This is a genomic window from Streptomyces sp. NPDC007896 (genome assembly GCF_042959425.1).
Classification (GTDB): domain Bacteria; phylum Actinomycetota; class Actinomycetes; order Streptomycetales; family Streptomycetaceae; genus Streptomyces.
Window position 1 is genome coordinate 1,248,910 of the sequence record NZ_JBIBKX010000001.1, and the last position, 25,502, is coordinate 1,274,411.

Genomic DNA, 25,502 nt, shown 5'->3' on the forward strand with positions numbered 1-25,502 from the left:
TGCAGTGTGAGTGAGCAGCAGAAGTGCCAGCGGCCCGGTTGCCCGGGGTCGTACGAGGACGTGGGCGGCGGCGAGCTGTACTGCGACACGTGCGGTCTGGCACCCGTCGTCGCGTCGAACGGCATGGTGGGCTCGCCCCCGACCGGACTCACCGCGGGCGGCAAGGGCTCGCGCGGCTCCGGCAGCAGTTCGCGGGCGAGTTCCCGCAGCTCCAGTTCCCGTACGTCCTCGCGCTCCTCCCAGTCGCGGCGCTCGGTCTCCGGACGCCTGTCGCGCTCGCTGTCCGGCAACGCGACCGGCCGCTCGGTGTCGGTGCGCAGCTCGGGCTCGACCGCCGCCTCCAGTGGCCGCGGCCGGCTCGGCGTCGGGCTGGTGCAGGTGCCGGACGTGCCGCGGCCCGACCCGCGCGCGATGGTGCTGGAGAACCCGGAGGTGCCCGAGCGCAAGCGGTTCTGCTCGCGCTCCGACTGCGGGGCGCCGGTGGGCCGTTCGCGCGGTGAGCGGGTGGGGCGCACCGAGGGGTTCTGCACCAAGTGCGGTCACCCGTACTCGTTCGTGCCGAAGCTGCACACGGGCGACATCGTGCACGGCCAGTACGAGGTGGTGGGCTGTCTCGCGCACGGCGGGCTCGGCTGGGTCTACCTCGCCGTCGACCGCGCGGTCTCCGACCGCTGGGTGGTCCTCAAGGGTCTGCTCGACACCGGCGACCAGGACGCGATGGCGGCGGCGATCTCCGAGCGGCGCTTCCTGGCGGAGATCGAGCACGCCAACATCGTGCGGATCTACAACTTCGTGGAGCACCTGGACCAGCGGACGGGCTCGCTGGACGGGTACATCGTCATGGAGTACGTCGGCGGCAAGTCGCTGAAGGAGATCGCCAACGACCGTCGGACAGCGGACGGCAAGCGCGATCCGCTACCGGTGGAACAGGCCTGCGCGTACGGCATCGAGGCCCTGGAGGCGCTCGGCCATCTGCACAGCCGCAATCTGCTCTACTGCGACTTCAAGGTCGACAACGCGATCCAGACCGAGGACCAGCTCAAGCTGATCGACATGGGCGCGGTGCGCAGAATGGACGACGACGAGTCGGCCATCTACGGCACGGTGGGCTACCAGGCGCCGGAGGTGGCCGAGGTCGGTCCGTCGGTGGCGAGTGACCTCTACACGGTCGCCCGCACCCTGGCCGTGCTGACCTTCGACTTCCAGGGGTACACGAACGTCTTCGTGGACTCCCTGCCGGACCCGGACAACATCGAGGTCTTCCGGACGTACGAGTCCTTCTACCGGCTCCTGGTGCGCGCCACCGACCCCGATCCGGCGCGCCGGTTCGCGTCCGCGCAGGAGATGGCGGAGCAGCTGACGGGTGTGCTCAGGGAGGTCGTGTCCCTCCAGACGGGGCGGGCGCGCCCGGCCCTGTCCACCCTGTTCGGGCCGGAACTGAAGGTCACGGACACGGAGTTGTTCGGGAAGCTGGACGGAGACGTGTCACGGCTGGGGGCCCGCGCGGTGCCCTTGCGAGGGAGAAAGCGCGCGCCCGCGCCACCCCCCGGCAGCAACGGAGCGGTGACGAACGGGACCCCGCCGCTCCCCCTGGCTCCCGCTCCGGTCCCGGCCACTGTGGTCAAGCCGCTGAACGCCGCGGCGACCGCGCTCGCGCTGCCGGTCCCCCGGGTCGACCCGGGGGACCCCAACGCCGGTTTCCTCGCGGGCCTGATGGCCTCGGCGCCCGCGGAGCTGATCACCGCCCTGCACGCGGCGCCCACCGGCTCTCTGGAGCTGCGTCTGCGCGAGCTGCGGGCCCGGCTGGAGATGGGCGAACTGGCCAGTGCGAGCAGGGCCCTGGAGGCGCTGGAGGCGGACCACCCCGACGACTGGCGGGTGGTCTGGTACCGGGGCGTCGCGGCCCTGGCGACCGGCGAGCACGAGACCGCGGCGCTGTCCTTCGACGCGATCTACGACGCCTTCCCGGGCGAGCCCGCGCCGAAGCTGGCCCTCGGCCTGTGCGCGGAGGTGCTCGGGCAGCTGGACAACGCGGGCGAGTACTACCGCCTGGTGTGGACGACCGACCCCAGCTATGTCAGCTCCGCGTTCGGCCTGGCCCGCGTACAGCTCGCGGCGGGCGACCGCCGCGGCTCCGTACGCACGCTGGAGTCCGTACCGGAGTCGTCGATCCACTACACGGCGGCGCGGGTCGCCGCGGTGCGGGCGCGGCTGCGGCAGCGGCTGGCCGAGGAGGCGGCGGCAGCGGCGTTCCTGGACGATCTGACCGCCGCCGCGGGCCAGGTCGAGGCTCTGGACGGATACGGTCTGGACGCGGTGCGACGCGAGCAGTTGTCGACGGAAGTCCTAGGCTGCGCCCTGGACTGGGTACTCTCCGGTAGCCAGAGTTCCGCCCCGCACTCCGGCGGCGGACGGGTGTTGCTCGGCAGTGAGGTGGACGAGCGCGGTCTGCGTTTCGCACTGGAGCGTTCGTACCGCACGCTGGCCCGCCTCGCGCAGGGCGGCGAGGAGAGGATCGACCTGGTGGAACGTGCCAACCGTTACCGCCCCCGGACGTGGGTGTGATTGATGTCCCAGATGCCCCAGCCGACGGCCCTTTCGCGGTGCCCCAGTTGCGAGGAGCCCCTGGAGGCGGGTGACCGTTTCTGCGGTGCGTGCGGGTACGACCTGTCGGCGGTGCCCACACCGCCCCAGGACCACCCCACGATCGCCATGAACGGCTCGTCGACACGCCCCTCCGAGGCCGCCGCGTCCCTGGACTGGCCGCTCGCGCCGGAGCCGGCGAGCTCCGACACGCCCGCGCCGGTGCACCGGGCGACCGACATCCGGGGCATGGACTCGGGCGGCTCCGAACTCCCGCACCCGGACACGGAGTCCGCGGGGGCCCAGCAGCCGGGCGACCGCCCCTCGGGCGCACAGCCTTCGGGCGAGCAGCCTTCGGGCGTACGGTTCGACCGGTCCCCGGAGCCCGACGAGTACCCGCTCGCCCCGCCGGCCGAAGCCCCCGCCGGGCCCGTCGTCGATCCGCGGACCGCCGACCTCGCCGCACCCGTCACGCCCCCCGCGGGCACCAAACTGTGCGTCGCCTGCCGCTCCGGCCATGTGGACAGCGACGGCTACTGCGAGAACTGCGGGCACGCCCAGCCGCGCGAACGGGATCACATGGAGCAGGAGTTGGGTGCGGTGGCCGCGGTCAGCGACCGGGGTCTGCGCCACCACCGCAACGAAGACGCGTTCGCGATCTCCTCGACCGCGCTGCCTGACGGCTCCCCCGCGGTCGTCGCGATCGTCTGCGACGGGGTCTCCTCGGCGACCCGCCCCGACGAGGCCTCGCTCGCCGCGTCGCGGGCGGCCAATGAGGCGCTGCTGGCGGCGCTGCCGCTCGGCACCCACCCGCAGCAGGCCATGCACGAGGCGATCCTCGCGGCCTCCGAGGCCGTCAACTCGCTGGCCGAGGCGCCCCCCGCGCAAGAGGAGCACGCCCCGCACCAGAACGCGCCCGCCTGCACCCTCGTCGGCGCCGTCGTCACCCCCGCCCTGCTGATCGTCGGCTGGGTCGGCGACAGCCGCGCCTACTGGGTCCCCGTCGACCGGACTTCACCCCCCGCCCGGCTCACCGAGGACGACTCCTGGGCCGCGCAGATGGTCGCCGCGGGCCTGATGAGCGAGGCGCAGGCGTACGCCGACGAGCGCGCCCACGCCATCACGGGCTGGCTCGGCGCGGACGCGTACGAGCTGGAGCCGCACACCGCTTCTTTCAAGCCGGACCGGCCCGGTGTGGTGGTCGTGTGCACCGACGGACTGTGGAACTACGCGGAGGCGGCCGAGGAGATGGCCGAGGTCGTACCGCTGGACGCCGCCGAAAGGCCCCTTCACAGCGCCCAGGTCCTGGTGGGTCACGCCCTGGACGGCGGGGGCCACGACAACGTAACAGTGGCCGTCGTCCCGTTCCCGGCCCCGCCGCAGGGGGCAGGATCGGCCTGAGGCCGCGAAAAGGCGCAATCCGTGCCCACGGGGACGGCCTCGGACCGGAGGGGACCGGTCCGCATACAGTCATCGCCTCCGCCAACTACCGGAGGTCTTGAGGGGGACGAAGAAGGCATGGCCAATTTCTCGAAGTCGAACGTGCCGCAGTTCTCGGTCGACGTGTACCAGAACGAGTACCTGCCCGAGGGCGGCCGCGAGGTCAACGCGATCGTCACGGTGAGCGCCACCGGCGGCGGCACCGTCGGGAGCGCGGTCGGCGCGCCCCACCTGTACGCGGCGGGCCGGGGCCCGGACGCCGCCGTGGCGATCATGGTCGACTGTTCCGGCTCGATGGACTACCCGCCGACCAAGATGCGCAACGCCCGCGAGGCCACGGCCGCCGCGATCGACACCCTGCGCGACGGCGTGCACTTCGCGGTGATCGGCGGCACGCACGTCGCCAAGGAGGTCTACCCCGGCAATGGGCGCCTCGCGGTGGCCGACGCGGCGACCCGCGGCCAGGCCAAGGAGGCACTGCGCAGGCTGAGCGCGGGCGGCGGTACGGCGATCGGCACCTGGCTGCGCCTCGCCGACCGACTGCTGTCCTCGGCCGAGGTGTCGATCCGGCACGGCATCCTGCTGACCGACGGCCGCAACGAACACGAGTCGCCGCAGGACCTCAAGGCCGCCCTCGACTCCTGTGCCGGACGTTTCACCTGTGACGCGCGTGGAGTGGGCACGGACTGGGAGGTCAAGGAGGTCACCGGGATCGCCTCGGCGCTGCTCGGCACCGCCGACATCGTCGCGGACCCGGCCGCCCTGTCCGCCGACTTCACACAGATGATGGAGACGGCCATGGGCAAGGAGGTCGCGGACGTCGCGCTGCGCCTGTGGACGCCGGTCGGCACCGAGATCAAGTTCGTCAAGCAAGTGGCCCCCACGGTCGAGGAGCTGACCGACCGTCGCGCCGAGGCGGGCCCGCGCGCCGGCGACTACCCCACCGGGTCCTGGGGCGACGAGTCCCGCGACTACCACGTGTGCGTCGAGGTCCCCTTGGCCGGAGTGGGCCAGGAGATGCTGGCCGCCCGGGTCTCGCTCGTCGTGCCGCAGAGCGACGGGGGCGTGCACAACCTCGGCGCCCAGGGGCTCGTCAAGGCCGTGTGGACCGACGACATGGTGGCCTCGACGAGGATCAACGCCCAGGTCGCGCACTACACAGGCCAGGCGGAACTGGCGCAAGTCATCCAACAAGGTCTGGATCTTCGCAAATCGGGAGATGTCGACGGGGCAACGGCCAAGCTGGGCCGCGCCGTTCAGCTCGCGAGTGCGTCGGGCAACGCGGATACTGCGAAACTGCTTGCGAAGGTGGTGGACGTGGTCGACGCCGCGGCAGGTACTGTGCGATTGAAGGCAAGGGTCGAAGAGGCTGACGAAATGACCCTTGAGACACGGTCCACAAAGACTGTTCGTGTAAAGAAGTAGCGAGCCCGGTTCCCGTGGGGAACTGGAGAAACCCGGTCACAACGGCCGGAAAAGGAGAGGGGGAAGCGCCGACATGCCGACCTGCCCGAACGGACACCAGTCGGGTTCCGACGACTGGTGCGAGGTCTGCGGTCACCGCATGGCCGGTGCCGTGCCTCCGCCCCCTCCACCGCCGCCGCCCGCCGCCGGTTACGGCTATCCGCCGCCCGGCTCGCCCCCGCCCGGGGGTCCCGGCGGCCCCGGCGCCCCAGGTGGGCGCCCGCACCTGTCCGCCGTGCCCAATCCCGAGCCGGAGCTCTGCCCGCAGTGCCGTACGCCCCGTGAGGGCGGTGCGCCGTTCTGCGAGGAGTGCCGGTGGAACTTCCTGACGAACACGGCGACCTCGTACACCCCGGCGGCGCCGCGTCCGCAGTCGCCCGCGCCCGGAATGCCCAATCCGGCGCTGCGTTTCCAGCAGCCGCCGCAGGGCCAGCCGGGCGGTCCCGGCCCCGCGACCGGTCCCGGTCACGACCCGTTCGACTACCAGAGCTCGCGGCCCTCGCAGATGAACCGCCCCGCGGAACCGATTCCGCCCTACGGGCAGGACCCGTCGGGCTTCCGCGGCGACCCGTCCCGTCCGGGCGGTCCCGGTGGTCCCGGCGGTCCTGGCGCTGGTCCCGGTGGACCAGGTGGCTTCGGTGGTCCTGGTCCCGGTCCCGGCGGTTTCGGTGCGGACCCGTCCCGTCCGGTTCCGCCGCCGCCCGGGCCCACGCCCGGCGGACCCGGTGGCCCCGGCGCCCCGCAGGCCTTCACCCAGCAGCCGGCCGCGCCCGCGTTCCCGCAGCAGGGTCCGCCCGGGTCCGGCGGTCCGCAGTCCGGGGGCCCGTCCTTCGGCGGCGGTGACGACGACTGGGTGATCTCCCCGCCGTCGGGCAATTCGCCCGGCGGGCCGGGTGGTCCCGGCGGCCGCCCCGGTGGTCCCGGTGGTCCCGGCATGGGGCAGGGCGGCGGCTACGGCTATCCGGGGCCCGGCGCGACCCAGGCCCCGCCCGGCCCCGGTCCCGACTACCGGCAGCAGCGGCAGCCGCTGTCCTGGAGCGCGACGATCGGTCCCGACCGCGAGTACTTCATGGCGATGATGCAGCGCTCCGGCCCCGAGGCAGCGGGCCTGAACCTGCCCGCGTACTCGCCGGAGCAGCAGCGCCCGCTCACCGGCAACCAGATGACGATCGGCCGCCGTCGGCACTCCACCGGCGACACCCCCGACATCGACCTCTCGGTGCCCCCGGAGGACCCGGGCGTCTCGCACCAGCACGCGGTCCTGGTCCAGCAGCCGGACGGCAGCTGGGCGGTCGTCGACCAGAACTCGACCAACGGCACCACGGTCAACGGCGGCGAGGAGCCCATCCAGCCCTTCGTGCCGGTCCCGCTCCAGGACGGCGACCGGGTGCATGTCGGCGCCTGGACGACGATCACCATCAGGCGAGGCTGACGGCGGAGGCCACAGCAGGAGTCACAGCAGGAGTCACGGCAGCGGCCAGGCGTACGGCCCCTCGGGGTCGTCCAGCCACGCCCAGGTGTCCGCGCCGTCGACCGTGACTCCGTACCGCTCGCGCACGGGCCGGTTCTCGCGTTCCCACAGCTCGTACGCCTCGTGCGGGTCGAGGCCGCGCCCTGCCAGGGTCAGCAGGAACCGGAACAGCTCGTCGCCGCGGGCCCGGCGCGGCAGCTCGCGCAGGTCCTGCGGCTCCGACTCCTCGGGTCGGCTCGCGCCGCGCAGGGGCACGAAGTAGGCCGGCGTGTGCAGGAAGCGCCCCTCGGCGTGTTCGGCGTCCCGGACGCGCAGCACGATCAGACCGGTGGCCAGCGGCGCCAGGATGCGGGCGCCGGGACGGCACTGGGCGAGCCACGGCCGCGGGATCGAGGTCAGCGTGCAGGTCGCGATGATCCGGTCGAAGGGGGCGCGCTCGGGGACCCCGCGGGCGCCGTCCGCGGTGACGACGGTCGGGTGGTGTCCGGCGGCGGCCAGATGCCGGCGCGCGGACTCGGTGATCTCCGGGTCGAGGTCGACCGTGGTCACCAGGCGGTCGCCAAGACGGTGGGCGAGCAGCGCCGCGTTGTAGCCGGTGCCGGCGCCGATCTCCAGGACGGCGTCTCCCTCCCGTACCTCCAGCGCGGTCAGCATCATCGCCATCAGCGAGGGCTGGCTGCTGGAGGAGACCAGCTCGCCGTCGCGCACCCGGGTGGCCAGCGGGGCGTCCGCGTAGGCGCCGCGCACCCAGTGCTCACGGCTGCGCGGGTCGGGGTCCTCGCCCCACACCCGCTCGAAGCCGCCCACGGCACCGACGTAGTAGTACGGCACGAAGAGGTGGCGCGGGACCTCCTCGAACGCCGCCCGCCACACCGGGTCGGCGGCCCAGGCCCCACTCCGGTCGATTTCGCGCACCAGGGCGGCCCTCGCCAGGGTGGCGAGGTTGTCGAGGTCGTGGTCGTGGTCGTGGTCGTGGTCGAGAGCGTGCCCGCTCATACCTCCACTGTGCGGCGGGACGGGCCGCGAGGCGAGTGCCGCACCCGCTGGGTCGCCAGGTCGCTGGGGGCGCTGGGTCGCTGGTCCTAAGCCTTGCGTCCTCGGTCACCCGGTCTGAGACGATGGTGAGGTGAAAGAGATTCGGCGCGGCACGCTTCAGGAGCAGACCTTCTACGAGCAGGTCGGCGGCGAGGAGACCTTCCGGCGCCTCGTGCACCGTTTCTACGAGGGAGTGGCCGAGGACCCGTTGCTGCGGGCCATGTACCCCGAAGAGGACCTGGGGCCGGCCGAGGAGCGCTTCACGCTGTTCCTGATCCAGTACTGGGGCGGCCCGACGACGTACAGCGACAACCGCGGTCACCCCCGGCTGCGGATGCGGCACGCCCCGTTCGCCGTCGACCAGGCGGCGCACGACGCCTGGCTGGCGCACATGCGCGTGGCCGTCGACGAGCTCGGCCTCTCCGAGGAGCACGAGCACACGCTGTGGAACTACCTGACGTACGCGGCGGCGTCGATGATCAACACGGCCGGCTGACAGCGCCCCACGGGGGGGATCAGCGGACGCTGACGTCCAGCGCCCCGAGTCCCGCCCGGCGGACGGCGATCGAGCCGTAGGGCGTACGCAGCCGCAGCCACGCCCCGGACGAGTACAGCCCCAACGGGCTCTCGCCCGGGTCGGCCTGACGCACCGGCAGCAGGAACCCGAGCGACTGCGCCGCGTGCACGGCTCGTACCTGAAGGCCGGTGTCACCGATCGGCCGGGACCAGATCTCCCGTCCTATGCGGTCGAGTTCGGCGCGGGTACGGGCCTCGGGCGCCAACTCCTGCGTACGGGACCGGAATTCGGCGACCGCGGTGGCGACCATCGCGCGTACGGCGTCCGGTCCGGGCAGTCCCGGCTCCGGCTGCCAGCCCCCGCGGGGCGGGAGGATCCCGGCCCACGGCGGCCCGGTGACCGCCCCGGGAACGCTGACGGTGGCCGCCGACTCGTCGATGGACTCCAGGAGTTCACCGGCGGAGACGGTCACGTCGAGTGTGACGTCGAGACCGTTCTCGTACGGCTTGGCGAGCCGCGCCGTACGGATCGCGAGGACCTCGAACGACGGCGGCCGACCGAAGACCGCGAGCGCGGTGCCGGACGCCTGGAGGCGTACGGCGGCGGCGCGGTCGTAGTGGATCAGCCGGGAGAGGAAGGCGGCGAGGTCCGCCGCCTCCCCGTCGTCGGTGAGGTGCAGCGCGGTCACGGTCATGCCGCGACGGCCTCCTCAGCCTGGTCGTCCCGGTACTCCGCCAGGAACTCGCGCTCCTCGGCGGTGAGGCGGCGTGGACGCTGGGCCTCGAAGTCGAACGGCACGACCACGGTCGCGGCCCGGACGTAGAGCTGGTCCGCGTCCTTCACCTCGTACGTGATCGTGAACGACGCGGCCCTTATCTGGGTGATCCACAGCTCGATGTCCACCGGCTCGCGCCGGTGGACGAGCTGCCGCTTGTAGTCGATCTCGTGGCGCGCCACCACGGACCCCTGCTTGAACTGCTTGTCCGGGCGGGTCAGGAAGTCGATACGTGCTTCCTCCAGGTAGCGGAGGAAGACCGCGTTGTTGACGTGGCCGTACGCGTCCATGTCCGCCCAGCGCAGCGGGCAGCGGTAGATGTGCCGCAAGATCGATCAGCCCCGGGTCAGCTTCTTGTAGGTGGCACGGTGCGGGCGCGCGGCGTCCGCGCCGAGGCGCTCGATCTTGTTCTTCTCGTACGACTCGAAGTTGCCCTCGAACCAGAACCACTTCGAGTCACCCTCGTAGGCGAGGATGTGCGTCGCGACCCGGTCCAGGAACCAGCGGTCGTGGGAGACGACCACGGCCGCACCCGGGAACTCCAGCAGCGCGTTCTCGAGCGAGGACAGCGTCTCGACGTCGAGGTCGTTGGTCGGCTCGTCGAGGAGCAGCAGGTTGCCGCCCTGCTTGAGGGTGAGGGCGAGGTTGAGCCGGTTGCGCTCACCGCCGGAGAGGACACCGGCCGGCTTCTGCTGGTCGGGACCCTTGAACCCGAAGGCGGAGACGTACGCGCGCGACGGCATCTCGACCTGGCCCACATTGATGTAGTCCAGCTCGTCCGAGACGACGGCCCACAGCGACTTCTTCGGGTCGATGTTCTCGCGGCTCTGGTCGACGTAACTGATCTTGACGGTCTCGCCGACCTTGATCGTGCCGGAGTCCGGCGTCTCCAGCCCCTGGATCATCTTGAAGAGCGTGGTCTTGCCGGCACCGTTCGGGCCGATGACGCCGACGATCCCGTTACGCGGCAGCGTGAAGGAGAGGTCGTCGATCAGGACCTTCTCGCCGAAGGCCTTGGAGAGGTTGTTGACCTCGACCACGATGGAGCCCAGACGCGGGCCCGGCGGGATCTGGATCTCCTCGAAGTCCAGCTTCCGCATCTTGTCGGCCTCGGCGGCCATCTCCTCGTAGCGCGCCAGACGCGCCTTGGACTTGGCCTGACGCCCCTTGGCGTTGGACCGCACCCACTCAAGCTCTTCCTTGAGCCGCTTGGCGCGCTTGGCGTCCTTCTGGCCCTCGACCTTGAGGCGGGAGGCCTTGCTCTCCAGGTACGTCGAGTAGTTGCCCTCGTAGCCGATCGCGCGGCCGCGGTCGAGCTCAAGGATCCAGCCGGCGACGTTGTCGAGGAAGTACCGGTCGTGGGTGACGGCGACGACGGTGCCGGGGTACTTCGCGAGGTGCTGCTCCAGCCACTGCACGGACTCGGCGTCCAGGTGGTTGGTGGGCTCGTCGAGGAGCAGCAGGTCGGGCGCCTCGATCAGCAGCTTGCACAGCGCGACGCGGCGCTTCTCACCACCGGAGAGGTTGGTGACCGGCCAGTCGCCGGGCGGGCAGCCCAGGGCGTCCATGGCCTGCTCCAGCTGAGCGTCCAGGTCCCACGCGTTGGCGTGGTCCAGGTCCTCCTGGAGCTTGCCCATCTCGTCCAGCAGCGCGTCCGAGTAGTCGGTCGCCATGAGCTCGGCGACCTCGTTGAAGCGCTTGAGCTTGCCCATGATCTCGGCGGCGCCGTCCTGGACGTTCTCCAGAACGGTCTTGGACTCGTCGAGCGGGGGCTCCTGCAGCAGCATCCCGACGCTGTACCCGGGCGACAGGAACGCGTCGCCGTTGGAGGGCTGCTCGAGCCCCGCCATGATCTTGAGAACGGTGGACTTACCAGCACCGTTCGGACCGACCACACCGATCTTCGCACCCGGCAGGAAACTCAAGGTGACGTCGTCGAGAATCACCTTGTCGCCGTGCGCCTTGCGCGTCTTGCGCATGGTGTAAATGAACTCAGCCAAGAGAAACCGTCCGGACGCTTGAAATCGGCAGTGGGCAGATACACCCCATCTTGCCTGACCGCCACCCCTGGGGGGAAACCCGTTCGGTCAGGGCCCCGTGACCTGGCCGTTCGCCAACCGCGCTGGTAGCCGACCTGTCACTGGTTGTCGTCGCCGGTCACCGCCGAGCGACCTCGCACGGCCCAGGGACGACCCAGGGACGACCCAGGGACGGCCCAGGAGACCGAGCACCGCCGTGTAAGCCTGGTGGCGCGGGGTGGCGAAAGCGCGCAGGTCGGTCCAGGTTCGGAGAGTCCTCGGCTCGGCGGCGCATCTCGACTGCGGCGAACCGGGGTCACCGTCGCCGCTCGACACGGCTACCTGCCGTCGCCATGGCCAGACGGCCAGACACGGACGCTCGTGCACGTCGTTGTCCGGGGGCGTCGATGGCGGCGACCGGAGTCGGGACTGTCCTTGGTGGTGATCGCAGCCATGGCCGCGTCAGCCGCCCCTCAAACTCCGCTGTTCGAGTGGATCGAGCCTCCACGCAATGGAGTCCGTGCGCTTCTTGATCTTGCTCCCCTTAGCGGTGAAATTGCGCACAGGCCCTGCCGTGCCGCCCCAACCTCCCCCGGTCACCAAGCGAGGTCGCACCCATGAGAATTCGTAGCGTCATCGGGCCACATCCCTCGTATCGGATCCGGTACAGCGCCCGAACCCCCCGGACGCCGTGGGTATCCGGCTCGTCGATGTCCCCGCCGACCTCGTCGAAGACCCACGGGCAAGGCAGTACATCATCGACAGCCTGAAACCCGGTGTCACCGTGAAGCGGCGCATCGAGGTGTCGAACAAGTCGGACGACGTCCTGCATGTCGCGGTCTGCCCCGGCGCGGCCGATATCCGCCGGGTGCCTTCGTCGGCGCTGCCGGAAGCACCCGTAACGAGCTCACCACCTGGATCAAGCCCGGTCGGCTGAGCCTGGACATCCCCGCTCACTCCAGAGCCCGTGACACCGTGACCATCGCCCTTCCGAAGGACGCCGCCCCCGGCGAGCGATACGGCGTGATATGGGCGCAGGTCAGCGGTCGCTGCCGGGCCCTACCCGATTGACTCCGGAAGGAGCTTGGCGCCCGGCCAGTCCGCGTCGGTGAACGTCATCGTGACCGATCAGGTCACGGACGGCCCGAACTGGAGACTCATCTCGGCATCGACGGCTCTGGTCCGCACCTTGTCGCCCACGGCTTCGTTCGGTGCCCGGTCGTGGTGACGCCCGACAACGGGGTGGGCTGCCGGTGGTTCATCGGCGCCGCCCGGCCAGGACGCCTTGGGGCACCCTTCGAGAAGACGTCTCGGCACGGGCGGATCGTGGTCGTCCGGTCACCCTTTGTCGCCATCGGGCGTCATCCCGTGCGGAGTCGGGGGAAGAAGCACACTCTGGTAGTAGGGGCCGAGGCCAGTATCAGGGGCTGGGCCCGCCTCGGAGGTGATCACAATGACACAGACGACACAGTCGCAACCGGCCGCCGCGCAGGCACGGACCGCCGTCGGCTGGCACGTCGAGATCGAGTTCGAGGAGGACGACCACCGCACCCGCGCCGCCGCTCTCCTCCGGCTCCCCGACGGGAACGAGGTACGCGCTCACGGGTACGCCAGCCGCCACCCCTCCGACTCCAACCAGCCGAGAGTCGGCGAGGAGGTCGCGGGCGCGCGGGCGCTCAACGAGCTGGCGATGAAACTGTTGACCAAGGCGCACGACGAGATCGACGAGGCGTCCGGGAGGACCTCGCATCCGCTGAGGTGAGACTCCACGACAGGGGCGGGGCGAAGTGCGGTGGGGTGGGGTGGGGTCGACACGGGTCGGCTGGAGCATGCTGTTTCCAGTGATCCGGTCCGCATCCCGTCCCACCCGAAGGACGCCCATGCCCAAGAAGATCATCATCGACTGCGACCCCGGGCTCGACGACGCCATCGCCATCCTGCTCGCCGCCGGGAACCCCGACGTCGAGATCGTCGCCATCACGACCGTCGCGGGCAACCAGACCATCGAGAAGGTCACCCTGAACGCCCGGCAGGTCTGCACCCTGGCGGGCCTGCGCGGCGTGCCGATCGCGGCCGGTGCCGGCGGCCCCCTCGTCCGCGACCAGACCCTCGCCGCCGAGATCCACGGGGACACCGGGATGGACGGCCCCGCGTTCATCCCTCCGGCCATGGAGACCGACCCCCGGCACGCCGTCGACCTGATCATCGAGACGGTCCTCGCCCACCCCGGTGAGATCACCCTCGTTCCCACCGCACCCCTGACCAACATCGCGCTGGCGCTGCGCCGGGAGCCCCGTATCGCCGAACTGGTCAAGGAGGTCGTCCTGATGGGCGGGTCGTACACCCGCGGCAACATCACACCGGCGGCCGAGTTCAACATCCACGCCGACCCCGAGGCGGCCGCGGTCGTCTTCTCGGCGGGCTGGCCCCTGACCATGGTCGGCCTCGATCTGACGGCGCAGGCCGCCGCCACACCTGAACTGCTGGCCCGTATCGGGGCGTTGGGCACACCCGTGTCCCGGTTCGTCGTCGATCTCCTCGACCACTACAACGCCAACGTCGGCAAGGTGCACGGCGCGATGGCCACCATCCACGACGCGTGCGCGGTCGGCCGGGCCATCGACCCGAGCCTGATGGAGGTCACGCCGGCCCATGTCGAGGTCGAGCTGCGGGGTGCGGCGACCTACGGCATGACGGTCACCGACTTCCGCGGCCGCTCCGTCCCGGCGAACACCTCGGTGGCGACGAAGCTGCACACCGAGCGCCTGTGGGACCTGCTCATCAACTCGCTGGAAACCATCGCCGCGACCACCGCGCGGACCTCCGCGTAGCGGTACGGGAGGCACTGGGCGTCACTCCCGGACACCCGCCAGTTCCACCGCCCGGCGCCGCAGGGCGAGTGCGGCGGGGACGACGGACCAGACGACGGCCGTTACCGCGCAGGCGCCGAGGACCGCACCGATGGCCGTCCAGGGGATCTCGATCGTGGTCGGGGCCGACAGCAGGCCCAGGGCGCTCCACATGCCCAGCAGGTTGAGCCCCGCGACGAGGAGCCCCAGTACTCCGCCGACCGCGACGACCGTCAGCGCCTCGGCGCCCACCAGCCGGAGCACCTGCCACCGGGTCGCTCCGGCCAGGCGCAGCACGGCCAGGTCGCGCACCCGGTCGGAGGTCGCCATGACCATGGTGTTGGCCAGGGAGATGCCGGTGTGGAGGAGGGCGATGCCCAGGACCAGCAGGAGGCCGAGCCGGGTCGTCCGGGTCGTCTCGGGGTGACTCCCGCGTACCCACTGGTCCTTGGTGAGGACCTGCCCGCCCGAGCTGTGCACCGCCGCCCGCAGTGCGGCGGCCACGGCGTCCGCGTCGGCACCGTCGGTGAGGGCGACGTCGACCCGGTCGACGGTCGCGCCCGGGGCGTTGCGCGCAGTGACGTACACGCCGTTGTCGCCGGTGCCGGTGGTCATCACCGCGGCGATCCGCAGCGACCTCCTCGTGCCGTCGCCGAGCCACACCCGCACCCGCTGTCCCACGGTATGACGCTGCCACTCCCGGTTGACGATGATGGTGTCGTCGTCGAGGTCGCTCGTCCTCCCGGCCTCGACCGGCAGCCGGGTGGTGGCGGCGAGCGGTCCGGGATCCGCCGCGCGCGCCTCGGACTTGGCCAGTGACACGCCGTCCTCCAGAACGTAGACGGCGCTCGACGAGGTCGCGGACACCTGCGCGCCGGACACCTTTCGCAGCCCGCGCACCGTGGCCGCGTCGAAGCCCGCGTCGCTCGCCGGGGTGACGACGAAGTCGGCGGCCGTCTGCCGGCGCGTCTCGTCGGCCTTCGCCTTGTTCAGGGTCGCGGTGGCGCCCAGCAGCGAGCCGGCCAGCGCGACGGTGACCAGGACCGGCGCCGCGATCGCGGCGGTGCGGCGCACACCGGCGGCGGCGTTCTCCCGGACCAGCATGCCGCCGGCGCCGGGGAGTCGGGCCGGGAGCCAGGCGATCAGCCGGGTCAGCGGGCGCACCACGACCGGCGCGAGCAGGGCGACGGCGGTGATCAGCAGCATCGGCCGGCTCACATAGGTCTTCCGGTGCAGCAGTTCGCCCGGGTCGCCGACCAGGGCCAGGACCAGGGTCACGGCGGCGGTCGCCAGCAGTGCCAGGCCGGACAGCCGACGGCCCCGGGTCATCGCCCGGGCGTCCACGGAGGCCTCGCCCAGCGCCTGGACGGGGGCCGTGCGGCCCGCCCGCCAGGAGGCGGCCACCACGCCGCACAGCGCGACGAACAGACCCGTCCAGAAGGCCAGATGGTACGGCCAGGTGGCGTCGCCGATGGTGAACCAGCCCGGCGCGAGCCCGCCGTCGACCATCCGTGCGGCCAGCCGTGGCGCACCGTACGCGCCCAGCACGCATCCCGTGGCCGAGGCGAGCACACCCACCACCAGGGCCTCGGCGAAGACCATCCGGCGGATCTGTCCCGGCGTCGCTCCGGCCGTACGCAGCAGCCCGAACTCCCGGCGCCGTTGAGCGACCGCGAAGGCGAAGGTCGAGGCCACCACGAAGACCGAGACGAACCCGGTGACACCGCCGGCCGTGCCGAACACGGCGTTCATCGCGGTGAGCGCCTCGCTGTCCCGGTCCGGGTCCGCGTCGGCGTAACGGCGCGCGTCGCCGGTGAGGACCTGGACGCCCGTGCTGCCGCGCACCGCCTCACGCACGGCCGCCGCGTCGGCGTCCACGACGAGCTGGACGCTGCGGGGCGACAGGGCGGCGGCGCGCGCGTCGACGTAGAAGACGGCGTTCTCGAAGCCGCGTCCGGCGACCGCGCCGCTGACTTGTCCGGTGGCGCCGACCCGTCCAGTGGCGCCGGTCCGTCCAGTGGCGCCGGTCCGTCCGGTGACTACGCCCCGTCCGGTGGCTCCGACCCGTCCGGTGCCGGCCATTCGTATTCGTGCGGTGCCGACCACCCGTATCGTGCCGCGATCCGTCCGTACGCGCTCCCCCGGCTTCGCCCAGTCACCGCTGACGACGACCTCGTCGGCCGCCCGGGGCGCGCGTCCCGCGTCGATCTCGTACGGGGCGAAGGCGGCGGTGGACCAGGGGTGACCCACCAGGTCGCCGGGGCCGCCCCGGGCCCGTACGGCGAACGACCGGTCCTCGACGACGGTTCCGAGCTTCTTCAGTTTCGCGACGGTCCCGGCGGGCACGGCACGCGGCCGGGCGAGCTTGTGCACCCGGACGCCGGTCGAGGTGGGCACGCGCAGGGTGTCGGCCCCTTTGACCACGACCGGCGCGGCGGCGAACCGCTCGGGTCTCCCGTCGGGCGCGTTCAGTGACGAGGCGAGGGACAGGCCCATCACCGCGATGAGCGCGACGCCCAGCGCGAGCGCGACGAAACTGCCGACGAAGGTGATCCAACGAGCGCGCAGTGTGCGCAGGGCGACGCTCAGCACGGCGCGGCCTCCAGCTCGGTCATGCGCGCGGCGATGTCGTCGGCGCCGGCGCCGGCCACCTCGCCGTCGACCCGTCCGTCGACGAGGAAGACCACGCGGTCGGCGTACGCGGCGGCCACCGGGTCGTGGGTGACCATGATGATCGTCTGGCGCTCGTCGTCGACCATGGCGCGCAGCAGGCTCAGTACCTCACGGCTGGTCCGCGAGTCGAGGGCGCCGGTCGGCTCGTCGCCGAAGAGCACCTCGGGGCGGGTGATCAGGGCGCGGGCCAGGGCGACGCGTTGCTGCTGACCGCCGGACAGCTCCGTCGGCCGGTGCCGCGCCCGGTCGCCCAGGCCGACCTGTTCGAGCACCTCGCGCACCCGGGCCCGGGCGGGGCGGCGGCCCGCGAGCCGCAGGGGCAGCGCCACGTTCTGCTCGGCGGTCAGGGACGGCAGCAGGTTGAACGCCTGGAAGACGAACCCGATGCGTTCTCGTCGCAGGAGGGTCAGCCTGGTCTCGCTCAGCTTCGTCAGATCGGTCCCGCCCACGGTGACCGACCCCGATGTGGGGCGGTCCAGCCCGGCGGCGCACTGCAGCAGGGTCGACTTGCCCGAGCCGGAGGGGCCCATGACAGCGGTGAAGGTTCCCCCCGGGAAGGCGAGTGAGACCTCGTCGAGTGCCGTCACCACTCCGTCGCCCGACCTGTACCGCCTGCTGACGGAGTGCAACTGGATCGCGTCGATGTTCATGGCTTCACGAAACCGTGTGGAGGCACCGCGGCGCAGTGCGGCAGAAACGAGACTTGGGGTAGGGCCAGGCATACCCCCGGTCCACCCCCTGCCCCGATGGCACCGCCCGGGGCGGCCCTTCTACGGTGACGCCCATGCATCCCCGGCAACGGCCCATGAACCCTCCGCCCCCGCACCCCCGGAATGTCTGGCAGGCCATGCCCAGGTCGGACTTCCTGCTGTCGTCGTGGCCGTGGCGTTCGGCCGGATACCTGCTCACCGGCGTCCTGACCGGCTTCGCCGCCCTCGTGGGAATCGTGATCACGGTGGCCGCGGGCGGCGTCCTCGCCCTCGTGCTGGTGGGGCTTCCACTGCTGCTCCTCGCGGCCCTCTCCGGTATTCCGGTGACCTGGGTGGAGCGGCACAGGCTGCGCCTGATCGACCGGGACCCGGCCCCCGACCGGCATCGCGTGCCCGAGGCGGGGGGCCTGCGGTCCTGGCTGACGACGCGGCTGAGGGAGCGGGTGACATGGCGGGAGTTGGGGTACGCGCTGCTCTTCGCGGGGCTGCTGTGGCCGGTCGACGCCCTCGCGATCACGGTCGCCCTGCTCGCCCCGCTGTCCATGACCGCGACCCCGCTGCTGATGGCCACGGCCGGCGACGGCCGGGAGACCAAGGTGCTCAAACAGTGGACGGTCACCACCTGGCCGACGGCCTTCGGCACAGCCGTGCTGGGGCTCGTCCTCCTCGCGCTGGGTGCCTATGTCCTGGGGGTCACGGCCGGCGCCCGAGCGGAACTGACGCGCGTGCTGATCGCGCCGCGCGAGGGCGACTTGGGCGCGAAGGTAGCGGAACTGGCGCGTTCACGCGTCCGGTTGGTGGACGCCTTCGAGGCGGAGCGGCGGCGCATCGAGCGCGATCTGCACGACGGGGCTCAACAACGCCTGGTGGCCCTGACGATGACGCTCGGCCTGGCCCGTCTGGACGCGCCGCCCGGACCACTGGCCGACCAGCTCGCCACGGCCCACGAGGAGGCGGGCAGGGCACTCGCGGAGCTGCGTGAACTCATCCACGGCATCCACCCCAAGGTCCTCACGGACTACGGCCTCCAGGCAGCGGTCGCGGACGCCGCGGACCGCTCCACGGTCCCGGTCGACATCGACGGCCTGGAACTGCCCGGACGGCTGCCCCGGGCGGTCGAGGCCGCCGCGTACTTCGTGGTCTGCGAAGCCCTCGCCAACGTCGCCAGGCACAGCGGGGCGAGCCGCGCGGCGGTGAGCGGGGAGCACCGCGACGGGCGTCTGTTCCTTCAGGTGCGCGACGACGGCCGTGGGGGCGCGGACGCCGACGCCGGCAGCGGGCTGACCGGGCTCGCGGACCGGGTGTCGGTGCTGGATGGCAGACTCTCCCTGTCCAGTCCGCGGGGCGGACCGACCCTGTTGCGTGTGGAGTTTCCTTGCGAACGGACCGATCCCTCCGCGTAGTTCTGGCCGAGGACAGCGTGTTGCTGCGGGAGGGGCTCGTCGGCCTGCTCACCCGCTGCGGCCACGAGGTGGTCGCGGCCGTCGGGGACGCCACGGCTCTGGTCGCCGCGGTCGAGCAGCACGCACCCGACATCGTCGTGACGGACGTACGCATGCCCCCCGCGTTCGAGGACGAAGGGCTGCACGCGGCCGTGCGGCTGCGCGAGAAGCGGCCCACGCTGCCGGTCCTGGTGCTCAGCCAGTACGTGCAGCGGACGTACGCCTCGGAGCTGCTGGACACCGGCGACGGATCGGGGATCGGCTATCTGCTGAAGGACCGGGTGGGGCAGGTCGAGGAGTTCGTGGACGCCCTGTGCGAGGTCGCGGACGGCGGCACGGTCGTCGACCCCGAAGTCGTACGCCAACTGCTGCGCCGGCGCCGCGATCCACTGGAGCGGCTCACCCCGCGTGAGCGCGAGGTCCTGGCGCTGATCGCCGAGGGCAGGTCGAACGGCGCGATCGCCCGCGAACTGGTGGTGTCCGAGGCGGCCGTGGGCAAGCACATCGGCAGCATCCTCGCCAAGTTGGACCTGCCTCCGGCCGACGCCACCCATCGCAGGGTGCTGGCGGTCCTTGCCTATCTGCGCGGGTGACGGCCCGGCGCAGGCGTGTCACGCGGCCTCTGAGAGAGGCTGCCATTCCCCGTCGACCGTGGCCCCCACACTGTCGGCCAGGGTGACCCAGAAGCCGAATCGCGTCCGGAAGGGCCTTCGGCTCAGAGGCTCGCTCCGCCGCACAGCAGCCGGGCGAGTGCGCTCACCGTCCCGTCGATCTCGCGGGCGCACTCGTACAGCACGGAGTGGGGCCTCCCCCACGGGTCCGAGATGTCGTCCTCGGCCGGCGGGACCGGGGCGACGGCACCCCGACGGCCGGCGGTCGCCGCGACCACGACGTCGAAACCGTCCACGGCCGACGGGACGTGCCCCTGCGGTACGTCGCCATGCGTGGTCGCCGTACCTTCCCCGCCCCGCACCGTGTCGACTCCCCCCACAGCGAGACGTACGAACTCCTTCAGGGTGAAGCAGCGCCGCAGCGCCGTCGGCACGAGCCGTACGGCGGCCTCCCGGTGTTCGTGCGCGAGCCCGAGGACCAGCGCTGCTTCCGCGACGAGCTGTGCGCTGAGCGGGCGGGCCGCGAAGCCGGAGCCTTCACCGCCCAGTTCCTCCAACACCGCCCTGGTGGAGGCCTCCATGCCGGACCAGGGCCGGGCCTGCGTTCCGGCGCTCTTCGGCCGGATCGCCGAACCGGGCGGAAGCCTCGCGGCCAGCAGCCGTTCGGCGAGCACCGAGCGGTGCACGTTGCCCGTGCAGACGAACAGGACCTGGGTCATTTCTCGCCCGCGAGACGTGTCGCCGCGGCGGCCTCCTTCCGGGGGTCCGACACACGAGGAGCGGGCAGCTCGCCGTACGACCCGTAGGTGCCGTAGCGATTGCCCCTCGGCACCGGAGCCATGTTGAAGACGGTGCCGAGGACGCGGACACTCACGCGGTCCAGCGATTCCGCGGCGGTGCGGACCTGTTCCCGGCTGGTCTTCGCGGCGCGCACGACGAGCAGTGCGCCCTGGGCGAAGGAGGCGAGTCCGAGGGTGTCGGCGACCGGCAGCAGCGGCGCGGTGTCGACGATCACGACCTCGTAGGTGTCCGCCAGTTCGCGCAGTACCTCTTCCATGCGCGCCGAGGCGAGCAGTTCCGTGGGATTCGGCGGTACGGCGCCGCTGGCGAGAACCGAGAGCCGGCCGCCGGCCTGCTGCATCACGTCCTCGATACGGGCCTGTCCGATGAGCACGGTGGTCAGACCGGCGTCCTGGACGAGACCGAAGGTCGAGGCCACGCACGGTCGGCGCAGGTCGCCGTCCACGAGGCAGGTGGAGAGACCTGCCTCGGCGAGCGAGAGGGCGAGGTTCACCGCGGTGTTGGTCTTGCCCTCACCAGGCACCGAACTTGTCACCGCGATGATCCGGGGCGGCTCGTCGACCTGGGAGAACTGCAGGTTGGTGCGCAACTTGCGGAAGGCCTCGGCACGGTGGCAGTGCCCGTCGGCGCTGACGAGCGGTTGCCTGGGGACGTTCCTGTCGTACGGGATGGTGCCGAGACCCGGCAGCGCGGTGAACTCGCCCAGCGCCTCGCTGGTCTTGAGCGTGGTGTCGAGGGTCTCGCGCAGGGCGACGAGTCCGGCACCGAGCAGCAGGCCGCCGAGCACTCCTGCGGCCAGGTTCAGCAGCGGGCGGGGCGAGACCGGGCCGATGGGGGCGACAGCTTCCTGGGTGACGCCCAGGGAGACGGGCGAGGTGCCGTCGCCCGTACGGAGGCTCTTTCCTGACCGCTCCGAGCCGGGCGGGCGCTTGGGCGCCTCCAGTCGCTCGACGACCGCGCTGAACCGCTGCGCCACGGCGTTGGCGATGCGTGCCGCACGCTTGGGCTCGGTGTCCCGGACGGTGATGTCGATGAGCACGGTGTTGAGCGGGGCGACGGCGGTGATCCGCGACGCCAGTTCCTCCGGAGTGGTGCGCAGTCGCAGCTCCTTCACCACGGGCCGGGTCACCTGACGGGTGGTCACGATCGCGGCGTACGACTGAACGCGCGCCTGCGAGAAGCTCTGCCCCTGGTTCATCTGGGCGGTGTCGTCGCCGGTGCGGGTGGCGACGAAGAGCTGGGTCCTCGCCTCGTAGACGGGTGTGCTCAAGCTCGTCGCGGCGAGCGCCGCCCCGGTCGCGAGAACGAGACAGACCACGACGGTCGGCCAGCGTCTGGCAAGAGCCTTCAGGAATCCGTGGAGATCCAAGCTGCACCCCTCATGGGACCGAGGGAACCACCCGAAATGGAATGTTCTGTTCCCTATGTACGCAGCCGACGATAGGGACTCGCGCGCACCAACCGGGGGAGCCACCCCTGTGTCGGCCCGCCGAACGTGGGCCATTCGGGAAGCGAGCACTCCACCATCCGGTGGCTTCTGCCCGGCATCACGCCAGTCGATGGCTATATGTCCCATTTATTCCATGTATCTAGATGTTGGTACCCAGATCTTGCTCACGGCCGACGCTGCGGCTTGGCCCGGACCGAAGTCGAGGAGAGTGAAGAAGATGACGACATCGCCCAGATGGCGGGTTGCGCTGGCATCGGCAGGATCAGCTGCCGTGCTCGTCGCGGCACCGTTGGTGGGGGCGCAGACCGCCCATGCGCAGTACCCGCCACCACCCCCGAGCCTCACCCTCAGCCGCACCACGCTGCCCGCCGGAGGTGCACTGACCTTCCGCGGCACCGGCTTCGCCGCCAGGCAGCTGGTCACCGCGGCGCTGTTCTCGAAGGAAGTCGACCTGGGCAGGTACAGGGCGGACAGGAAAGGAGTCGTCAGAGGCACGGTGACCATCCCCAGGCGCACCGTGCTGGGCCGCCACACGTTCAAACTGATCGCCCGCCACCCCAACCTGACGCTTTCCGTCCGCATCAATGTGCAGAACAGGGTCGGTCGGCCGGGCAGCCAACCCGGCGGCTCGTGGAACCCCCATCACCGTCCCAACCTCGCTGAAACAGGCAATGAAAAGGCCCTGGCACTGGGCGGCGCCGCGGCGGGGCTGGTCGCGGCGGGCGGGGGCACGATGCTGGCCGTGCGCCGTCGCCGCAGTTCATGACGGAGCAGGACATCGGCACGGCGGAATCAAGGCGTCCCGGCCCCGGCCGAGACGCCTTCCGCATGCGCGGGCCCGGCCACTCCCGCGAGAGGGCATCAGGGCGCCGTCGCGTACTCAGGAACACCCTGCTGGCCGCCGCGGCGCTCCCCCTGGCCGGCGCCGTCTGGATCGGTGTCACCGGACTGCTCGCCCGTTCGGAGTTGATCGCGGCCGGACGGGACCTCGACGCGCTGCGGCAGTCGGTGGCGCCCGTGCCCGGCGCCGCCTCCGGTGCCGTGCCCGCGTCCGCCCAGGAGCGGGAACGGGAGGTGCGTTCCGCCGCCGCCCACGCCGCTCGGGCGCATCGCCTCACCACCGGCCCGGCCTGGTACCCCGCAGCCGCGCTGCCCTTCTTCGGCGGCCCGGTCAGGACCGTGCGCGGGGCCGCGTACGCGGCCGACCGGCTGGCCGGCGATGTGCTGTCCCCGCTGGTGCGAGCCCTGCCACCAGCCACGCCGGACGGCCGCGGTGACGGGATGTCCGAGGCCCTGATGACCTTGCAGAGGCACGCGCCGGAAGTCGTCCGGGCCGCCCGCGCCGCGGCCGAGGTGCAGGCCGACGTGCACGGGCTGCCCCGGTCCACCTGGTTGCCGGCGGTCGACCGGGCCCGGGCCGGGCTCGCGCGGCAGATCGACCACCTCGGCCCGGTGATGACCGACGCCTCCCTGGCGGCCCGCGTCCTGCCGCCCCTGCTCGGCACTCAAGGGGAACGGCGCTACTTCCTCGCGTTCCAGAACATCGCCGAGGCGCGTGGCACCGGGGGCGTTCCGGGGGCTTTCGCCGTGCTGTCGGCCGACCGGGGTCATCTGTCCTTCGAGCGCTTCGGCAACAACACCGAGATGGCCACGGCGAAGACGGACCTCGACCTGGGAGCCGACTTCACGGCCCGCTACCAGGGCAGCGACCCCACCCGCGTGTGGGCCAACTCCAACATGAGCCCGCACTTCCCCTACGCGGCCCGCATCTGGGCCGCGGCGTGGCGCGAACACACCGGCGAGCGCGTGGACGGAGTGTTCGCCGTCGACCCCGCCACGCTGAGCCGTCTGCTGCGCGTCACCGGCCCGGCCCGCATGGCGGGCGGCACCGAGCTGACCGCCGACAACGTCGTGGACCTCACCGAACGGGCCAGCTACGCGATGTACGACGACGTCGCCCGACGCAAGGCGTTCTTCGTCGAGGCGGCCCGCGCCGCCGCCGCGCCCCTGATCTCCGCGACCGGCGACATGCGCCGGCTGCCCGCCCTGCTCGTCGCTCTGAACGACGCCCAGCGGGACGGACGGCTGAAGGTGTGGAGCGCGCATGCGGCGGAGCAACGTCTCCTCGAGTCGCGCTCCTACTCGGGCGCGCTCCCGGACACTCCCGGCCCCTTCGCGGGGCTGGTGGTCAACAACGCGGCCGGCTCCAAACTGGACTACTACCTCGACCGGAGCCTGGTCTGGGAAGCGAACGGCTGCTCCCGCGGCGACCGCCCGGTCACCGCGACCGTGACCCTGACCAACCGGGCCCCGGTCTCCGGACTGCCCGGTTACGTCACCCTGCGGGAGGACTCCCCGCCCTACCGCACCCGGCCGGGCGACAACCGGCTCCTGGTGTCGTACTACGCGGGCGTCGGCGCCTCCCTGACCGGCGCCACCCTGGACGGCCGCCCGGCGCAGCTCGCGCCCGGCGTCGAACGCGGCCACGCCGTGTACACGCTGGACCTGGAGCTGCCCGCCCACTCCAGCCGCACGCTGGTGCTGCACCTGCTGGAGCCGCACGCGGACCGCGCCCCGGTCCTTCTGCGCCAGTCCCTGGTGACGCCACTGCGAGCCACACTGAAACCGGACGGTGCCTGCCGTGTCTGAGCGCCTGCGCCACTCCGGGGCGGTGCTCCTGGGGGTGCTGCTGCTCGCGTCGTGCGCGACGGGAGAGCACGGCCCGGACGATCCGGCAGACGGGGCCGCGGGTGGGCGGCGGGTCGCCGCGCACCGGGTCGAGCACCTGCGGGTCAAGGTGCTCGAGACCTTTCCGCACGACCCCCGAGCGTTCACCCAGGGACTCGAGATGGCCGGCGACACGCTCTACGAAGGCACCGGCATCTCCGGCCGGTCCTCGGTACGGGCAGGGCCTTTGGGCAAGAAGCCCGCGGTCCGCGCGGCACTCCCCGCACCCTTGTTCGGTGAGGGCATCACCGTGCTCGGCCGAACCCTGTGGCAGCTCACCTGGCGGAACCGGACCGCCATCGAGCGCGACGCCAGGACACTCAAGGAACTGCGTCGCGTCCCCTACCAGGACGACGGCTGGGGCGTGTGCCTCGATCGGGCCCGGCACCGGCTGGTGACCAGCGACGGCTCGTCACGGCTGACGTTCCGTGACCCCAGGTCGCTCGCGAAGACGGGCGAGGTCGCCGTGACCGAAGGAGGCCGGCCGCTGACGGAGCTGAACGAGTTGGAGTGCGTCGGTGCCGCTGTGTATGCGAACGTGCTCTTCACCGACCGGATCGTGCGCATCGATCCCGTCACCGGAGCGGTGACGGCGAGCATCGACGCCTCGGGCCTGCTGCGCGACGACGAACTCGTCCCCGGGGCCGCGCTGAACGGTATCGCGGCGGTCCCCGGCACCCATCAGTTCCTGATCACCGGGAAGTTCTGGCCCAGAATGTTCCGCGTCGCGCTGACCCCGGCCTGACGGACGGGCGGCCCCGCACACCTTCAGTGCCCTCACGAGGACCCCTCGCCTCCCGGCCCGGGTGTCCGCATATGCACGAGGCATGGAGCTCTGCTCATCGGGTGAGAGTTGCTCGAAGCCCAGCGTCGCACCCCGCTGTTCACCGGGCAGCCGTTCACACTCGAATAGTCCTTTTTTGATGCGCTTGGAGG

Annotated in this window: 21 protein-coding genes; 13 read left to right on the top strand and 8 right to left on the bottom strand. The window is 71.8% G+C overall.

Annotated elements, in window-relative coordinates; all coding sequences use genetic code 11:
* Nucleotides 1–6: 6 nt before the first annotated feature.
* The 4 genes from ACFZDJ_RS05640 (at nt 7) to ACFZDJ_RS05655 (ending at nt 6,919) form a co-directional block, all read left to right on the top strand.
* Nucleotides 7–2,565: a tetratricopeptide repeat protein gene (locus ACFZDJ_RS05640; protein ID WP_391056295.1), complete on the top strand. Its 2,559-nt coding sequence runs from the start codon at nt 7–9 to the stop codon at nt 2,563–2,565.
* Nucleotides 2,566–3,984, top strand: a complete 1,419-nt coding sequence (locus ACFZDJ_RS05645; RefSeq protein ID WP_391056298.1) for a protein phosphatase 2C domain-containing protein — start codon at nt 2,566–2,568, stop codon at nt 3,982–3,984. It begins immediately after the preceding gene.
* 117 nt (nt 3,985–4,101) lie between these two features.
* Nucleotides 4,102–5,448: a VWA domain-containing protein gene (locus tag ACFZDJ_RS05650; protein ID WP_391056300.1), complete on the top strand. Its 1,347-nt coding sequence runs from the start codon at nt 4,102–4,104 to the stop codon at nt 5,446–5,448.
* Between the two features lie 73 nt (nt 5,449–5,521).
* On the top strand, nt 5,522–6,919 hold the full coding sequence (locus ACFZDJ_RS05655) for an FHA domain-containing protein (RefSeq protein ID WP_391056302.1): 1,398 nt from the start codon (nt 5,522–5,524) through the stop codon (nt 6,917–6,919).
* Nucleotides 6,920–6,952: 33 nt separating this feature from the next.
* Here ACFZDJ_RS05655 and ACFZDJ_RS05660 read toward each other — a convergent pair whose 3' ends face one another.
* Nucleotides 6,953–7,954 (bottom strand): methyltransferase domain-containing protein, encoded by a 1,002-nt coding sequence (locus ACFZDJ_RS05660; protein ID WP_391056304.1) that lies wholly within the window; start codon nt 7,952–7,954, stop codon nt 6,953–6,955.
* A gap of 130 nt (nt 7,955–8,084) precedes the next feature.
* Between ACFZDJ_RS05660 and ACFZDJ_RS05665 the strand changes: the two genes are divergently transcribed.
* Nucleotides 8,085–8,489 (top strand): globin, encoded by a 405-nt coding sequence (locus tag ACFZDJ_RS05665; protein ID WP_054231791.1) that lies wholly within the window; start codon nt 8,085–8,087, stop codon nt 8,487–8,489.
* A 19-nt stretch (nt 8,490–8,508) separates the two neighbouring features.
* Here ACFZDJ_RS05665 and ACFZDJ_RS05670 read toward each other — a convergent pair whose 3' ends face one another.
* Genes ACFZDJ_RS05670 through ettA form a run of 3 tightly spaced genes read right to left on the bottom strand, consistent with a single transcriptional unit; the run spans nt 8,509 to nt 11,285 of the window.
* A complete protein-coding gene (locus ACFZDJ_RS05670; RefSeq protein WP_391056862.1) occupies nt 8,509–9,198 on the bottom strand; it encodes a hypothetical protein in 690 nt (229 codons plus the stop codon).
* Nucleotides 9,199–9,200: 2 nt separating this feature from the next.
* Entirely contained in the window at nt 9,201–9,614 is a 414-nt protein-coding gene (locus tag ACFZDJ_RS05675; RefSeq protein ID WP_067370347.1) for a thioesterase family protein, read from the bottom strand.
* A 6-nt stretch (nt 9,615–9,620) separates the two neighbouring features.
* Nucleotides 9,621–11,285, bottom strand: coding sequence for an energy-dependent translational throttle protein EttA (gene ettA / locus ACFZDJ_RS05680; RefSeq protein WP_075031883.1), 1,665 nt, complete (start codon nt 11,283–11,285; stop codon nt 9,621–9,623).
* Nucleotides 11,286–11,994: 709 nt separating this feature from the next.
* On the opposite strand from ettA, the gene ACFZDJ_RS05685 reads away from it, so the two are divergent.
* The 3 genes from ACFZDJ_RS05685 to ACFZDJ_RS05695 all read left to right on the top strand — a co-directional run bounded on the left by ACFZDJ_RS05685 (nt 11,995) and on the right by ACFZDJ_RS05695 (nt 14,134).
* Nucleotides 11,995–12,240, top strand: coding sequence for a hypothetical protein (locus ACFZDJ_RS05685; RefSeq protein ID WP_391056307.1), 246 nt, complete (start codon nt 11,995–11,997; stop codon nt 12,238–12,240).
* Between the two features lie 516 nt (nt 12,241–12,756).
* Nucleotides 12,757–13,065 carry a DUF1876 domain-containing protein gene (locus ACFZDJ_RS05690; RefSeq protein ID WP_101405115.1) on the top strand — a complete coding sequence of 103 codons (309 nt, stop codon included), beginning with the start codon at nt 12,757–12,759 and terminating at the stop codon, nt 13,063–13,065.
* Nucleotides 13,066–13,183: 118 nt separating this feature from the next.
* Nucleotides 13,184–14,134: a nucleoside hydrolase gene (locus ACFZDJ_RS05695; protein ID WP_391056310.1), complete on the top strand. Its 951-nt coding sequence runs from the start codon at nt 13,184–13,186 to the stop codon at nt 14,132–14,134.
* Between the two features lie 21 nt (nt 14,135–14,155).
* Here ACFZDJ_RS05695 and ACFZDJ_RS05700 read toward each other — a convergent pair whose 3' ends face one another.
* Together ACFZDJ_RS05700 and ACFZDJ_RS05705 are read right to left on the bottom strand one after the other, a co-directional pair.
* Nucleotides 14,156–16,744 (bottom strand): FtsX-like permease family protein, encoded by a 2,589-nt coding sequence (locus tag ACFZDJ_RS05700; RefSeq protein WP_391056313.1) that lies wholly within the window; start codon nt 16,742–16,744, stop codon nt 14,156–14,158.
* Nucleotides 16,738–17,475: an ATP-binding cassette domain-containing protein gene (locus ACFZDJ_RS05705; RefSeq protein WP_390927202.1), complete on the bottom strand. Its 738-nt coding sequence runs from the start codon at nt 17,473–17,475 to the stop codon at nt 16,738–16,740. The genes ACFZDJ_RS05700 and ACFZDJ_RS05705 overlap by 7 nt, the downstream gene beginning before the upstream one ends.
* 197 nt (nt 17,476–17,672) lie before the next feature.
* Here ACFZDJ_RS05705 and ACFZDJ_RS05710 point away from each other — a divergent pair, with 197 nt between their 5' ends.
* Together ACFZDJ_RS05710 and ACFZDJ_RS05715 are read left to right on the top strand one after the other, a co-directional pair.
* Entirely contained in the window at nt 17,673–18,938 is a 1,266-nt protein-coding gene (locus ACFZDJ_RS05710) for a sensor domain-containing protein (RefSeq protein WP_391056316.1), read from the top strand.
* Nucleotides 18,911–19,570, top strand: a complete 660-nt coding sequence (locus tag ACFZDJ_RS05715) for a response regulator transcription factor (RefSeq protein WP_351830653.1) — start codon at nt 18,911–18,913, stop codon at nt 19,568–19,570. Before ACFZDJ_RS05710 ends, ACFZDJ_RS05715 begins: the two co-directional genes overlap by 28 nt.
* A 122-nt stretch (nt 19,571–19,692) precedes the next feature.
* Here the strand turns inward: ACFZDJ_RS05715 and ACFZDJ_RS05720 are convergent, their stop codons facing one another.
* Together ACFZDJ_RS05720 and ACFZDJ_RS05725 are read right to left on the bottom strand one after the other, a co-directional pair.
* Nucleotides 19,693–20,307, bottom strand: a complete 615-nt coding sequence (locus ACFZDJ_RS05720) for a low molecular weight phosphatase family protein (protein WP_351830650.1) — start codon at nt 20,305–20,307, stop codon at nt 19,693–19,695.
* Entirely contained in the window at nt 20,304–21,758 is a 1,455-nt protein-coding gene (locus ACFZDJ_RS05725; RefSeq protein ID WP_351830648.1) for a polysaccharide biosynthesis tyrosine autokinase, read from the bottom strand. The genes ACFZDJ_RS05720 and ACFZDJ_RS05725 overlap by 4 nt, the downstream gene beginning before the upstream one ends.
* A 289-nt stretch (nt 21,759–22,047) precedes the next feature.
* Here ACFZDJ_RS05725 and ACFZDJ_RS05730 point away from each other — a divergent pair, with 289 nt between their 5' ends.
* From ACFZDJ_RS05730 to ACFZDJ_RS05740, 3 genes are read left to right on the top strand one after another with little or no spacing between them, the layout of a single operon-like run.
* A complete protein-coding gene (locus ACFZDJ_RS05730) occupies nt 22,048–22,605 on the top strand; it encodes a hypothetical protein (protein ID WP_391056320.1) in 558 nt (185 codons plus the stop codon).
* Nucleotides 22,602–24,488: a DUF4012 domain-containing protein gene (locus ACFZDJ_RS05735; protein WP_391056322.1), complete on the top strand. Its 1,887-nt coding sequence runs from the start codon at nt 22,602–22,604 to the stop codon at nt 24,486–24,488. The genes ACFZDJ_RS05730 and ACFZDJ_RS05735 overlap by 4 nt, the downstream gene beginning before the upstream one ends.
* A complete protein-coding gene (locus ACFZDJ_RS05740; RefSeq protein ID WP_391056324.1) occupies nt 24,481–25,311 on the top strand; it encodes a glutaminyl-peptide cyclotransferase in 831 nt (276 codons plus the stop codon). The genes ACFZDJ_RS05735 and ACFZDJ_RS05740 overlap by 8 nt, the downstream gene beginning before the upstream one ends.
* Nucleotides 25,312–25,502: the final 191 nt, after the last annotated feature.

Coding starts and splice junctions, on each gene's coding strand:
- ACFZDJ_RS05650 (WP_391056300.1), top strand. CDS start 4,102: ATGGCCAATTTCTCGAAGTCGAACGTGCCGCAGTTCTCGGTCGACGTG.
- ACFZDJ_RS05655 (WP_391056302.1), top strand. CDS start 5,522: ATGCCGACCTGCCCGAACGGACACCAGTCGGGTTCCGACGACTGGTGC.
- ACFZDJ_RS05660 (WP_391056304.1), bottom strand. CDS start 7,954: ATGAGCGGGCACGCTCTCGACCACGACCACGACCACGACCACGACCTC.
- ACFZDJ_RS05690 (WP_101405115.1), top strand. CDS start 12,757: ATGACACAGACGACACAGTCGCAACCGGCCGCCGCGCAGGCACGGACC.
- ACFZDJ_RS05695 (WP_391056310.1), top strand. CDS start 13,184: ATGCCCAAGAAGATCATCATCGACTGCGACCCCGGGCTCGACGACGCC.
- ACFZDJ_RS05705 (WP_390927202.1), bottom strand. CDS start 17,475: ATGAACATCGACGCGATCCAGTTGCACTCCGTCAGCAGGCGGTACAGG.
- ACFZDJ_RS05710 (WP_391056316.1), top strand. CDS start 17,673: ATGCCCAGGTCGGACTTCCTGCTGTCGTCGTGGCCGTGGCGTTCGGCC.
- ACFZDJ_RS05720 (WP_351830650.1), bottom strand. CDS start 20,307: ATGACCCAGGTCCTGTTCGTCTGCACGGGCAACGTGCACCGCTCGGTG.
- ACFZDJ_RS05735 (WP_391056322.1), top strand. CDS start 22,602: ATGACGGAGCAGGACATCGGCACGGCGGAATCAAGGCGTCCCGGCCCC.